The 13412-nt window shown below is 63.5% G+C and carries 8 protein-coding genes; 4 read left to right on the forward strand and 4 right to left on the reverse strand.

What is annotated here, in order from left to right; genetic code table 11:
• Nucleotides 1–100: 100 nt before the first annotated feature.
• Nucleotides 101–1471 (reverse strand): metalloprotease PmbA, encoded by a 1371-nt coding sequence (gene pmbA, locus QQJ96_RS18695; RefSeq protein WP_284333546.1) that lies wholly within the window; start codon nucleotides 1469–1471, stop codon nucleotides 101–103.
• A 103-nt stretch (nucleotides 1472–1574) separates the two neighbouring features.
• Between pmbA and QQJ96_RS18700 the strand changes: the two genes are divergently transcribed.
• Together QQJ96_RS18700 and yjgA are read left to right on the forward strand one after the other, a co-directional pair.
• Nucleotides 1575–1826 carry a DUF1653 domain-containing protein gene (locus QQJ96_RS18700; protein ID WP_284333547.1) on the forward strand — a complete coding sequence of 84 codons (252 nt, stop codon included), beginning with the start codon at nucleotides 1575–1577 and terminating at the stop codon, nucleotides 1824–1826.
• Nucleotides 1823–2347 (forward strand): ribosome biogenesis factor YjgA, encoded by a 525-nt coding sequence (yjgA, locus tag QQJ96_RS18705; protein WP_284333548.1) that lies wholly within the window; start codon nucleotides 1823–1825, stop codon nucleotides 2345–2347. The genes QQJ96_RS18700 and yjgA overlap by 4 nt, the downstream gene beginning before the upstream one ends.
• Nucleotides 2348–2423: 76 nt before the next feature.
• Here the strand turns inward: yjgA and tldD are convergent, their stop codons facing one another.
• The 3 genes from tldD to rng all read right to left on the reverse strand — a co-directional run bounded on the left by tldD (nucleotide 2424) and on the right by rng (nucleotide 9422).
• On the reverse strand, nucleotides 2424–3863 hold the full coding sequence (gene tldD, locus QQJ96_RS18710; RefSeq protein WP_284333549.1) for a metalloprotease TldD: 1440 nt from the start codon (nucleotides 3861–3863) through the stop codon (nucleotides 2424–2426).
• 105 nt (nucleotides 3864–3968) lie between these two features.
• On the reverse strand, nucleotides 3969–7820 hold the full coding sequence (locus QQJ96_RS18715) for a YhdP family protein (protein WP_284333550.1): 3852 nt from the start codon (nucleotides 7818–7820) through the stop codon (nucleotides 3969–3971).
• 117 nt (nucleotides 7821–7937) lie between these two features.
• On the reverse strand, nucleotides 7938–9422 hold the full coding sequence (gene rng, locus QQJ96_RS18720) for a ribonuclease G (protein ID WP_284333551.1): 1485 nt from the start codon (nucleotides 9420–9422) through the stop codon (nucleotides 7938–7940).
• Between the two features lie 106 nt (nucleotides 9423–9528).
• Between rng and QQJ96_RS18725 the strand changes: the two genes are divergently transcribed.
• Entirely contained in the window at nucleotides 9529–10059 is a 531-nt protein-coding gene (locus QQJ96_RS18725) for a mismatch-specific DNA-glycosylase (RefSeq protein ID WP_284333552.1), read from the forward strand.
• Between the two features lie 165 nt (nucleotides 10060–10224).
• The gene (locus tag QQJ96_RS18730) at nucleotides 10225–13410 is read left to right on the forward strand and encodes an efflux RND transporter permease subunit (RefSeq protein WP_284333553.1); all 3186 of its coding nucleotides are present in this window, start codon (nucleotides 10225–10227) and stop codon (nucleotides 13408–13410) included.
• The last annotated feature ends 2 nt before the right edge of the window (nucleotides 13411–13412 follow it).

A 13412-nucleotide genomic window follows, 5' to 3' on the forward strand; every position in this document is an offset into this window, starting at 1 on the left:
CACTGCACTGTATGCGTGCCCCGCGGTTGAACAGACCGCCACCCTGCGGGCCTTCTGGACGTCATGCCGGGCACGTGGAATAGATCTGGGCACCCTTGACCTACTCGCCAGCGATCGTCATGCGATCGATCAGGATCGAACCGGTGAGCAGATGCGAGCGCCTGTCCACGTCGCCGCCCACCGCGACGATGCCTGAGAACATGTCGCGCAGATTGGCGGCGATGGTGATCTCTTCCACCGGATAGGCGATCTTGCCGTTCTCCACCCAGAAGCCCGCGGCGCCGCGCGAGTAATCGCCGGTGATGCCATTGACGCCCTGCCCCATCACCTCGGTGGCCAGCAACCCGGTGCCAAGACGGCGCAGCATGCCGTTGAAGTCGTCTGCCGGGCCGCCATCGCCATGGCCCGGTTCAACCACTAGATTATGGATTCCGCCGGCATTGCCGGTGGTTTCCAATCCGAGCTTGCGTGCGGAATAGCTGCCCATGATGTAGCGCGCGAGTACGCCGTTTTCGATCAGCACGCTATCCCGCGTTGCCACGCCTTCCGCGTCGAAGCTGCCCGAGCCTTGTCCGCGCTTCAGATGAGGGCGTTCGACCAGTTTGAGCCATGCCGGCATGATCTGCTTGCCGGCATGATCGAGCAGAAAACTGGCGCGGCGATACAGCGCGCCGCCGCTTACCGCGCCGATCAGGTGGCCGACCAGCCCGCGTGCGATTTCCGGTACGAACAGCACCGGCGCTTGTCGTGTCGACAAACGCCGCGCACCCATGCGCGCGAGTGTTCGTTCGGCGGCCTTGTCGCCTAACGCCCGCGCACTCATGAAATCGCCTGCACTGCGTACGGAGTCGTACCAGTCATCGCGCTGCATGCCAGCTTCATCGCCTGCGATCAATGACAGCGAAAGCGAATGCCGCGTGCCGCGTTCGCGCCCCACAAAGCCGTGCGAATTGGCGTAGACGGACAAGCTCTCGCCTGTCTGCACGCTGGCGCCGTCGGAATTGGTTATGCCCGCATGGGCCCGCCCGGCCGCTTCGATTTCCTGGCCCAACGCGATCGCCGCCGGCGTGTCGATCGCCCACGGATGCCAGAGATCGAGATCGGGAAACTCGCTGGCCATGCGCGAGGCATCGGCCAGACCGGCCGCGGGATCCTCTTCGGTGTACTTGGCAATCGCGCAAGCCTGGTCCAGCGTGGCCTGGATCGAATCGGCATTCAGGTCGGCGGTGCTGGCCGAGCCCTTGCGCTTGCCGAAATACACGGTGAGGCCGAAACCGCGGTCCCGGGTGTGCTCGACCGTCTCGACCTCGCCCAGGCGCACGTTGACGTTCAGGCCGCTATCGATGCTGGCCGAAACCTCCGCCTGGCTGGCGCCGGCGGCGCGGGCGCGGCGGATCACGTCTTCGGCCAGCTCGGCCAATCGGTCGAGTTCGCGCTGGCTGGTGTCCTGGCTGATGGCAACGTCGCTCACTTAGGGGTTTCCTGCACGGGGATGGGTACAATACGCAGACGTGGGGCCGCCCAGACCCGTTGCCAATACTTCCAAACGTCAAAGGTTGCCATAGGAGCGGCCCATGTCCATAGCCACCGGCATCTACCGTCACTACAAAGGCCAGAGTTACCGCGTGATCGGCACTGCCCGGCACAGCGAAACCATGGAGGAGCTGGTCGTCTACCAGGCGCTCTACGGCGATTACGGCCTGTGGGTGCGCCCGGCGACGATGTTCGCCGAGACGGTGGAGCTGGAGGGCGAGCCCATTCCCCGCTTCGCCCTGATCGAAGCCATGCCGGCCCAATTCGCCCAGGCCGACCGGAACACGCCGTGAACCGCACCTACACCGACGACCCCGACCACGACTACGGCCCTACCCGCACGCAGCAGCGTCGCGACGCATTGGCCGTGCTGTCGTTCGCCTCGCAACTAGCCGAGATGCCACCAGCGAAGCTCGCCCGCGCCAACCTGCCGGAAGACGTGCTGCGCGAAATCGACAACCTGCGCCGCATTACTTCGCATATCGCACGCAAGCGCCAACTTGGCTTTCTCGCCAAAGTCATGCGCCGGCATGACGACGAAGTCTTCGATGGCGCGCGTGCGTTGCTCGGCGAGAATCGCGAGCAGCAGCGCAAGGAGACGGCGGCAATGCATCGCCTGGAAGCCTTGCGCGAACGCCTGCTGGAAAGCGACGAAGTGTTGCAGGAGTTGATCGACCGGCACCCCGGCATCGATCGCCAGCACCTGCGCTCGCTGATTCGCCAAGCGCGGATTGAGCGTGACGGCAACAAGCCGCCACGGGCCTACCGGGAAATTTTCCAGCTGCTCAAAGAGCTGCCCGAGGACAATGCGTAGGTTGGGATGACAATCCCAGCATTGCGTAGTCCATGCATGGCGATGCTGGGATTGTCATCCCAGCCTACCCACCACGTCAGGACGCGGTGCCGCCCACCGTCATGCTCTCCACGCGCAACGTCGGCTGCCCGACGCCCACCGGCACGCTCTGCCCATCCTTGCCGCACACGCCAATGCCCTCGTCCAGCGCGAGGTCGTTGCCGATCATCGACACGCGCGTAAGCACGTCCGGACCGCTGCCGATCAGGGTGGCGCCTTTCACCGGCGCGGTGACCTTGCCGTCTTCGATCAGGTAGGCCTCGCTGGCGGAGAACACGAACTTGCCGTTGGTGATGTCCACCTGGCCGCCGCCGAAATTGACGGCGTACAAGCCTTTCTTCACCGAGCGGATGATTTCCTGTGGATCATGCTGGCCGGCCAGCATGTAGGTGTTGGTCATGCGCGGCATCGGCAACTGCGCGAAGGATTCGCGGCGGCCGTTGCCGGTAGGCGCCATGCCCATCAGGCGCGCATTGAGCTTGTCCTGCATGTAGCCCTTGAGGATGCCGTCCTCGATCAGCGTGGTGCACGACGTTGGCGTGCCTTCGTCGTCCACAGTCAGCGAGCCGCGACGCCCTGGCAGCGTGCCATCATCCACCACGGTAACGCCCGGCGCGGCCACCCGCTGTCCGATACGCCCGGCAAAGGCCGAGCTGCCCTTGCGGTTGAAATCGCCTTCGAGGCCGTGGCCGATGGCTTCATGCAGCAGCACGCCGGGCCATCCGGGGCCGAGCACCACGGTCATGCTGCCGGCAGGTGCGTCGACGGCATCCAGGTTCACCAGCGCCTGGCGCACGGCTTCATCCGCGAACGCCTTGGCGCGACCGTTTTCGAGTAACTCACGATAACCGTAGCGACCACCGCCACCGGCATAGCCTTGCTCGCGGCGACCGCCCTGCTCGACGATCACCTGCACGGACAAACGCACCAGCGGTCGCACGTCGGCAGCAAGGGTGCCGTCGGAACCGGCGATGAGCACGGTATCAAGCGTGGCATTGAGGCTGACGATGACTTGCTTCACGCGCGGGTCGCGCGAACGTGCATAGGCATCCACTTCGCGCAGCACGGCGATCTTGTCGGGGTTGGGCAAACTGTCGACCGGATCGATCGCCGGATAAAGCGGCTTCACGCCATGCATCGCCAACGGCTTGCCCGCGCCGTTACCTCCGTGTGCGATGGCGCGTGCGGCTTTGGAGGCCTCCAGCAGCTGCGGCAGAACGATCTCGTCCGAATAGGCAAAGCCGGTCTTTTCGCCACTGATGGCGCGCACGCCTACGCCCTGCTCGATCGAATGGCTGCCATCCTTGACGATGCCTTCTTCCAGCACCCAGGACTCGCTGCGGGAATGCTGGAAGTAGAGGTCGGCCGCATCGATGGACGGCCCCATCAGCTGCGTAAACACGCGCTCGAGGTCGCCGGTGGCCAGGCCGCCGGGGGTGAGCAGACGGTGTTCGGCCTGGGCGATAAGAGAAGTCATGGATGGGGGCCGGGTGATTTAAGGAGGTCGAACCGATCTGGGGTCGGGTCCGGCAGTTTAAAACCCGCCGGACACACGGTCGACGACGTGGCTTGGATCAGAACATCATTGATGCCCCGCGCTGGATGCTGGAGCGGGTGCGGAAGCACCGCTCGCCGGGGCCGCTTGCGAGGAAGCTCCCCCGCCCACGCTGGTAAACACGGGTTTCTCCCAGCTGCCCGTGATGTGATAGTGCTGAACGATGGCATGGTTCAGTCCCCTCCCCAACACGGTTTGCACCGCCAGCCCCGCCGCCGCGCCGATCGGACCGGCCACCACGGCGCCAACCACGGGCAAGCTGCTGCCGATGTGCGGGATGACCGCCATCTGCTGGTCGTAGTCGCGGTTGCGCAAACCGGTACGGCCCTTGACGTTGATTTCCGCGGCAGGTCCACGAACTTTCAGGTTGTCGGTGTACGCGCTGCCGCCCGTCAGTTTGAAGTCGCCCTTGATCGAATCGAAGCCGAAGCCTTTGCCGAACACGTCATTGAAGTCGAATGACAGGCGGCGCGGCAGTTCCGCGATGGATGCCAGCCCAAACAGACGGCCAACGCCAGGCGAGGCCTTCGGAATGCTGCCATTGCTGACATCCACGCCCAGCGTGCCCTCCATGTTGCCCAATTCGAAGGCCCACGGCCCGCCCGGCCAGGTGGCGTTGAGTTGCGCCTGCGTCTTGCCGCCGTCGAAAATGCCGGCATAACCGAACGCCGTCAGCATGCCGCCCAGATTGTTCGCGCCAAAATCCACGCGCAGATGGGTGCTGCTATGGGTGGGCGTACCGGTCCAGTCGCCGCTGCCATTGATCTGCACGCTGCGTGACTGCGTGGAAAGCTGATCGATGTGCATACCCTCGGAAGTCGGCCAGGTTTCCAGGCGCGCTTCACCGAGCTTGGCATCATCCAGACGCAGATCATGCACCCAGAAATGCAGTGGCGGCATGCTGCGTGGATCGATGCCGGTATTGGCCGGATCGGTCGCCGGCGGGGGTGCCTGCCCTGGTTTCTCGGCGAGCGTCGGCTGCTTGGGCCAATACATTCGTTGCAGGCGTGCGGTGATGCCGCGCTTGTTGAGATCCGCCGTCGGCACGCTGAAATGGCCGGCCGCCGCGGCGCTGTCCACATCAAGTTCCAGTGTGTCGGCCTTGGGCTCGGCCGTGACGTGCATCTTGGCGAAATCGCGGCCGAACACGTCGGCGTGCTCGGTGCTCACGTCGATCGTCTCCAGGCTCATGCCATTGCCCCCGGAGGCGCCGGCGATGGATTGCTTGATCCAGCCGGTTACGTCCAGCTCCGGTGCATCGCCACGAATGCGCATGCCCTTGGCCGGCAGCGTATTGGCATCAGGCATCTGGTCGCCGAAAGCAAACGTCGCCGCAAGCGGCGATACTTCACCGTTCGCCAGGCGTAGCCGCCCCTGTGCCACCGATCCCAGCGCCAACTGCACCTGGGTACCGGCGGTCGGTATGCCAAGCGTGACATGCAAGGGCAGCGTGCTGCCTGCCAGCTTGCTCAGCGGTACCGGAAAATTCAGCGCCACGCCGGATAGAGGCGAATCAATACTGAGTGTCTGGATGTCCGAAACACCATCGTCGCCATGCGCGATCTGATAGCCGATGCTGAACTGGCTGCGTCCGTCGGCAATGTCACCCAGCCATTTCAGTTGCGGGTAGTCCTGCAACAGTTCAGGCACGGTGTAATTGCCATCCAGCTTCGCGGCCAACACCACATTGGGATCGCCGGTGGCGTGGGCAATGGCAAGATCCACTTGTGTGGGCTCGCCATGGAAACTGCCGGCGAGCGTGCCGGCGTGAAAGCCGTGCGCGTCGAACGTGGCCGGGCCATTGAGCTTATCCAGCTCAAGCTTCCATTCCGGCGCGCTGAGGTCAACATCCTTGAACTGCGCCGTACCGTCGAGCAGGAAATCGTGCATTTCGTGCATCGGCAACGACAGATGGAAATCGAAGTTGCCGGTGCCGCCGAGCTTGAGCTTGGCAAGTACGTCCGCGTGCTTGTTTCCAATCGGGCTGTTGCTGACGAAGTTGAGCAGGTCTGAGGCATTGCCTGCGCCACTGACATTGAGATCGAGCGTGGTATGCGCCAGCTCCGGAATCACTGCCACCGCGCGATTCACCTTGGCGCCCAGCGATTCTCCCGTGGCCTCCACCAGCATCCCGGCATCAATGAAGTTGGCAACCGCCTCGACATGCTCGGCCACCGGCCAGCTTTTTCCGTAGGAAAGCGTGAGGTCGCTGATATTGGCGCGCGCCTCGAAGCGCCCTTCATTGTGATGGAAGGGCCAATTGGCGAGACTGCCCCGCACCAGCACGGCAGCGTCGTCCATGCGCCCGGATACAAAGGCCTGGTCCAGCCACTCGACCGCATGCGGATTCAAGGAATCGATCGGCCAGAACAGCTTGGCGGCGGCAAGGTCCGCATGCGTAAGAGCGAGATAGATGTCCAGGAACGGGCGCCCGCCCGCGCTCGGCAAATCGATTTCCCCTTGCGCGTTGCCGCCATAGCCCTCGCCTTCGAAGTCCATGCTCGCAATGCCGATATGCGTGGCGTCTTGATCACGCCACGCCGCGATAGTGCCGCCCAATTGGCTCATCGCGAAGGGCTTGCGGAAGGTGTGCGGATAGCTGATGGTTGTGGCCTGGGCTGGCAATTGAAGCGAAACGGCTTCGGCATCACCACGCACTTCGCCTTGCAGGTGGTCCAGGCCCGGCAGTTTGCCGACGGACGTGATGCCCAGGTTGTCGAACGCGGCATTCAAGCTGTTCAGTCCCGCCGCCGCGCTCCAATGGAATACGGCATGCTCGATCTCGCCATGCGGCTGCCCTGTCCCCAGCCATTGCGCCAAGCCTGGCGACAGGCCCGGCTTCAGGCCCAGCCACGGCATCAGCGGCGCAATCTGTAGCTTGCTGGCGAGGGCCCTGATATCCGATTGCGGCGTCCCGAAGTGATCCACGTCCACGCGCAGCGCACCGCCGTCTTGGTCAGCCCAGCGCACGGTGTAGCCATTTTCATGACGACTGAGTTCGGCAAGCCCATCCAGCTGTGCAACGTTTACCTTGACGCCGCCCGGACTGGTGACGGCGAGGTCGCGCAGATTGAGCTGGAACAAATCACGCACGATCTGCTTCTGGCGCCAATCCATCCACACCGCGATATCGCCGCGGCCACCATCGATGGTGTAGCCGCCCATACCGAAGCCGGCCACCAGACCGTGCAGGTCGGCGTCCTGCGTGGCCATCCAGAACTTGCCGCTTGCGCCGTCGTCGCGAAACCAGCCGGCGGCGCTCAGCACCCCGGTGGCACCGATCCGGTGCACGCGCGCGCCCACGCGGACGTGACTGCCCTGGTGCGTCAACCGGAACTGATCGGCCAGCAACGTGTAGCGTTGCTTGATCAGCTGGTCGTCGATGTTGACGCGCAGATTGTCCAGCCACAGCTCGATGGATAGACGGCCAAACGAAATATTCTGACGCTCTGTGCCCCGCGTGTTGCCAAGACCGTTCACGTGCCAACGGCCGTCGGAATCGCGCGTGATGTCAAGCTCCAGGTCGCTGGCCTGCAAGTTCAACAGATGTCGCGAAGGCAGCAGCCAGCCTCCGAAATCAAGCTTCAGGTCCACCTCCGGCAGATGCAGCGAGGTACTGCTGGCCTCGCCGGGGCCAATCGTGACGTCGTGCATGATGAAACGCGGACCGGACGGTTCCCAGCGCCCTTCCAGGGAAGCGAAATCCACCGGCCGCTGCAGCTTTTCGCCCAGCTCCTGCGCCACCCATTGAGGATGCTTCGCCAGCAAAGGCAGCAGCACTTGTGCCAGCGCAGCGATCAGGGCGAGCGTGATGAACGCTACCCCGACCGTCCAGCCGAGTGCGCGCGTAACGCGTTGTATCCAGGCTTGCGACCGCATGCTTAAGGGAGCCTCTGATCCATTCCTGCGCACCCGTCACCGCACTGTATGCGCGTCTGGCTGCGCCCCAGGGGCGAAGGAGGCTCCCTGGAACCTGGTGCAGGTTCCAAGCCTGCCTTAAAGAAGAACGACATCGAACTGTTCCTGGGAGTAATGCTCCTCGGCCTGGAAGCGTATGCTTTTGGAGATGAACTCTTCCAATTCGGCCACGGCGGCCGACTCCTCCTCAAGGATACGGCCGACAACCTTGGGGCTTGCCATCACCAGCAGTTTCTGCGCGTTGAATTGGCGCACGGCGCGGGTGATCTCGCGGAAAATTTCGTAGGTGACGGTTTCGGCCGTTTTCACCGTGCCACGTCCCATGCACGCAGGACACGGTTCGCACAACTGGCGCTCCAGGCTTTCGGTGGTGCGCTTGCGCGTCATTTCCACCAGGCCCAGCGGCGACATCGGATACACCGTGGTCTTGGCATGGTCGCGGGCGAGGCCTTTCTCCAGCATGCGGATGACCTGGCGCTTGTGTTCCTCATCGGTCATGTCGATGAAATCGATGATGATGATGCCGCCCAGGTTGCGCAGCCGCAGCTGGCGCGCTGCCGCCTGCGCGGCTTCCAGGTTGGTTCGATAGACGGTCTCCTCAAGGTTGCGCGTACCGAGATAGCCGCCGGTATTCACGTCGATGGTGGTCATCGCCTCGGTCTGGTCGACAATCAGGTAGCCGCCGGATTTCAACGGCACTTCCTTGCGCAAGGCGCGCTGGATTTCATCCTCCACGCCGTAGAGGTCGAAGATCGGCCGCTCGCCGGAATAGTGCTCGATGCGATCGTCAAGGTTCGGCATGAACTTGTGCACGAACTTGGCGACCTTCTCGTAGGTCTCGCGCGAATCCACGCGCACTTTTTCGATGTCCTCGTTGAGCAGGTCGCGCAAGGCGCGCAACGGCAGCGAAAGCTCTTCGTAGACGCGATCGCCGACCTTGGCCTTCGCGATGTTCTCCTGCACCACGCGCCAGACCTTGCCCAGGTAGGTCACGTCGAACGCCAGCGATTCCGCGGACTGCCCTTCGGCATTGGTGCGCACGATGTAACCAAGCGGGCTTTCGCCGATCAGCGGGGTAAGCACCTCCTTAAGCCGCTGCCGCTCGTTGTCGTCCTCGATGCGGGTGGAGATACCCAGCGTGCGCGCATGCGGCAACAGCACCAAGTAGCGCGAAGGGATCGACAGGTGGGTGGACAGTCGTGCCCCCTTGGTGCCGATCGGGTCCTTCACCACCTGCACCACGATTTCCTGGCCTTCGTGGACCAGCTCGCTGATCGAGGGCATGTGGCCGTTGCCATTGCCGCTGGCGCCGACCTCCGCCCCCTCCGGCAGGGGCGGCCGGACGATGTCCGAGGCGTGCAGGAAAGCGGCCCGCTCCAGCCCGATGTCCACGAACACCGCCTGCATGCCCGGCATCACCCGCTGCACCCTGCCCTTGTAGACGTTGCCGACATAGCCGCGCCGGGACGCCCGCTCGACATGCAGCTCCTGCAGCATGCCGTTCTCCACCACGCCCACCCGGGTCTCGCGCGGGGTCACGTTGATCAGGATTTCTTCGCTCACTTAAATTCCCCAAAGCATCCAGGCATTTATAGCCGTTACTTGCGAGAACTGTCGATGCGTGGCGCACGTCTCCTGCTGTACTGCCGAGTTCGGTAAAGTGGCAGTCATGCGCCAGTCCAAAGCCGTTCCGACTCCCACCGACAGCTCGATCCTCCCTGACGTTCTGTATCCCGGCCTGCGGCTGGTGTTCTGCGGCACAGCGGCTGGCAAGCGCTCGGCCCTTGAGGGGGCCTACTACGCCCATCCCGGCAACATGTTCTGGCGCGCGCTGTTCCAGGTCGGCCTTACGCCTCGGCTGCTGGCGCCAAGGGAATTTCCCCTGCTGCCCGAATTCGGCATCGGCCTGACCGACCTGGCCAAGCGTCACGTGGGCAACGATAACGAACTGCCCAAGGACGCCTTCGATGTTGCCGGGCTGCTGGCCAAGATCGGGCAGCACGCGCCCCGCATGCTGGCCTTCACCAGCAAGCACGCTGCGCGTGCGGTGCTTGGTACCGGCATCGGATACGGATTGCAGGATCGTGCATTGGGCGCGACCAGGCTGTTCGTGTTGCCATCGCCATCCGGACAAGCGCGGGGGCACTGGGATCTAGCGTATTGGGTCACGCTGGCTGCACACGCATCGCGGACACTGTAGGCTGGCCTGCGCGCATCAGCGCAAATACATGCGGAGCCATGCATTGCCTCTGGCACATGCTTGCCGTCCCGAAAGTTGTCTAGGCTGCTAAATTCCCGGCACCCTCAAAAGTCAGCCTTAGCGAATGGACGTCCGTTCCGCTTCGACTGATGGAAAGCATCGGTTATGTGGATCGTCAAAATCGCGCTCGAGCGACCGCTCACCTTTGTGGTCCTGGCGCTGCTGCTGCTGATCCTCGGACCCCTGGCGATCCTGCGCATGCCGGTGGACATCTTTCCCAACATCGACATCCCGGTGGTTTCCGTCGTGTGGGGCTACACCGGCCTGCCCGCCGATGACATGAACAACCGCATCGTCAGCGGTTACGAACGCGCGCTGACCACCACGGTCAACGACATCGAGCATACCGAAACGCAGTCGCTCAACGGCGTTGGCCTGGTGAAGGTGTATTTCCAGCCGAACGTCAAGATCGACATGGCGGTGGCGCAGGTCACCGCGATTTCGCAGACGGTGCTGCACGGAATGCCGCCCGGCACCAATCCGCCGCTGATTCTGGTGTACAACGCCTCCACGGTGCCGGTACTGCAGTTTGCGCTCTCGTCGAAAGAGCTTTCGGAAACCGCCATTTTCGACGATGCCAACCAGATCGTGCGCACCTTCGTCACCGCCGTACGCGGTGCCGCCACGCCCTGGCCCTATGGCGGCAAGCAGCGCCAGGTGCAGGTGGATCTCAACCCGCAGGCGCTGCTTGCGCGAGGGCTGTCGCCCAGCGACGTGGTGGCGGCGATTGGCGCGCAGAACCTGATCCTGCCGGCCGGAACGGAGAAGATCGGCGAAACCGAATACAGCGTGAAGTTGAACGGCAGTCCGCAGCAGATCGATGAGCTGAACAATGCACCGATCCGCACCGTCAATGGCATCACCACCTACATCCGTGACGTGGCGCATGTGCACGACGGCTCGCCGCCGCAGACCAACATCGTGCGCGTGGATGGCCAGCGCGCCGTCTTGATGTCGATCCTGAAAATCGGCGATGCCTCCACCCTGGATATCGTGGACGCCTTGCAGGGCAAGCTGCCGGCGATCCGCGCGGCGATTCCCCAAAACCTGGAGATCCATTCGCTTTCGGACCAGTCGCTGTTCGTACGCGCGGCGATCTCCGGCGTGATTCGCGAAGGCGCCATCGCGGCGGGACTGACCGGCCTGATGATTCTGTTGTTCCTGGGATCGTGGCGCTCAACGCTGATCATCGCGATCTCCATTCCGCTGTCCATCCTCGCTTCGATCATGGCGCTGTGGGCGCTGGGCCAGACCATCAACATCATGACGCTGGGCGGCCTCGCGCTGGCGGTAGGCATCCTGGTCGACGATGCCACGGTGACGATCGAGAACATCAACTCGCACCTGGAGGAAGGCAAGGAGGTCTACCCCGCGATCATGGATGGCGCGCACCAGATCGCCGTGCCTGCCTTCGTGTCGACCCTGTCGATCTGCATCGTGTTCGTGCCGATCTTCTTCCTCGGCGGCGTCGCCAAGTACCTGTTTGCGCCACTGGCCGAGGCGGTGGTGTTCGCCATGCTGGCCTCCTACATATTGTCACGAACGCTGGTGCCGACCCTGTCGCTGTTCTGGCTGAAGAAACACGCGCACGAGAAGCAGGCGAACGGACCGCTAAGCTATTTCCAGCTTGCCTTCGAGCGTCGCTTCGAACGCCTGCGCGCAGGCTATCGTGGCACGCTGGAAACCACCGAGCGCCATCGGGGATTGTTCGCGATTCTGTTCTTCGCCACCTGCACGCTATCGGTCGGCTTGCTAGTGCCGTGGCTGGGACGCGATTTCTTCCCTTACGTCGACGGCGGACAGATCAAGCTGCACTTCCGTGCGCCGGTCGGTCTGCGCATCGAGGAAACGGCCCGCCTCGCCGACGGTATCGAAGGCGTGATCCGCAACACCATCCCGAAACAGGAACTGGCCAGCATCGTCGACACCCTGGGCATCCCCTACAGCGGCATCAATCTTTCCTACAGCAATACCGGCGTGGTGGGCACGTCGGACGGCGACATTTTCGTGACGCTCAACGAGGACCACCGCCCCACCATCGATTACGTCCGTAGCCTGCGGCGACAGCTCGCGCAGAAATACCCCGGCGTGATCTTCGCGTTCCTGCCGGCGGACATGGTCGGGCAGATCTTGAATTTCGGCGCGCCCGCGCCGATCGACGTACAGGTATCCAGTCACGACGCGGATGCTTCGGCCCAGGTCGCCAAGCAACTGTATGGCGATTTGCTGACGATTCCCGGACTGGTCGATCTACGCATCCAGCAGGCACTCAACCTGCCGCAGATCAGCGTGAACGTGGATCGCACGCGTGCCAGCCTGGTCGGCCTCACCACCCAGGATGTCGCGAGCAACCTGTTGACCGCACTGGCCGGCTCTTCGCAAGTCAGTCCCACCTTCTGGGTGGATCCGAAGACCGGCATCAGCTACGGCATTACCACGCAAACGCCGCAATACCGACTCGACAGCTTGCAGGCGCTGAAAAACCTGCCGATCCACAGCCTCTCCGGCAACGGCGCGGCCAGCAGCAGTTCGTCCGGCTCGACGGTCAGCCAGACCTTGCAAAACCTCGTCGACTTCTCGCGCAGCGAAGGGCCGGCGGTCGTCACGCACTACAGCACGCGGCCCACCATGGATCTGTATGCTTCGGTCGACCGCACCGATCTCGGAGCCGTGGCGAGCGACGTACAGCGCGTGGTGGCCGAACATTCCAAACACCTGCCGCGCGACGTGAACATCGACATACGCGGCCAGGTGCAAACCATGCAGGCATCCTATCGAGGACTGCTAGGCGGGTTGCTGTTCGCCATCGTGCTGGTGTATCTGCTGATCGTGGTGAACTTCCAGAGCTGGCTCGATCCGCTGATCATCATCGCCGCCCTGCCCGCTGCCTTGGCCGGCCTGGTATGGATGCTGTTCCTGACCGGCACCACGCTATCGGTGCCGGCGCTGATGGGCGCGATCATGTGCATGGGCGTGGCAACGGCTAATTCGATCCTGGTGATCAGTTTCGCGCGCGAGCGGCTGGCGCATCACGACGATCCGGTGCGGGCCGCGGTCGAGGCGGGCTTCCAGCGTTTCCGTCCGGTGCTGATGACGGCGCTGGCGATGATCATCGGCATGGTGCCGATGGCCCTGGGCCTTGGCGAAGGCGGTGAGCAGAACGCACCGCTGGGTCGTGCCGTGATCGGCGGCCTGGTGCTGGCGACCGCCGCTACCTTGTTCTTCGTACCGACCTTTTTCAGTCTGCTGCATCGGCGCCGCAAGGCACGCCGCGATGCGGCTGCAGCGTGAGA

Source organism: Dyella flagellata, assembly GCF_030160275.1.
Taxonomy (GTDB): domain Bacteria; phylum Pseudomonadota; class Gammaproteobacteria; order Xanthomonadales; family Rhodanobacteraceae; genus Dyella_B; species Dyella_B flagellata.

Excerpts from the sequence above, each read along its gene's own strand:
- QQJ96_RS18700 (WP_284333547.1), top strand. The coding sequence starts at position 1,575 with ATGTCCATAGCCACCGGCATCTACCGTCACTACAAAGGCCAGAGTTAC.
- tldD (WP_284333549.1), bottom strand. The coding sequence starts at position 3,863 with ATGACTTCTCTTATCGCCCAGGCCGAACACCGTCTGCTCACCCCCGGC.
- QQJ96_RS18715 (WP_284333550.1), bottom strand. The coding sequence starts at position 7,820 with ATGCGGTCGCAAGCCTGGATACAACGCGTTACGCGCGCACTCGGCTGG.
- QQJ96_RS18725 (WP_284333552.1), top strand. The coding sequence starts at position 9,529 with ATGCGCCAGTCCAAAGCCGTTCCGACTCCCACCGACAGCTCGATCCTC.
- QQJ96_RS18730 (WP_284333553.1), top strand. The coding sequence starts at position 10,225 with ATGTGGATCGTCAAAATCGCGCTCGAGCGACCGCTCACCTTTGTGGTC.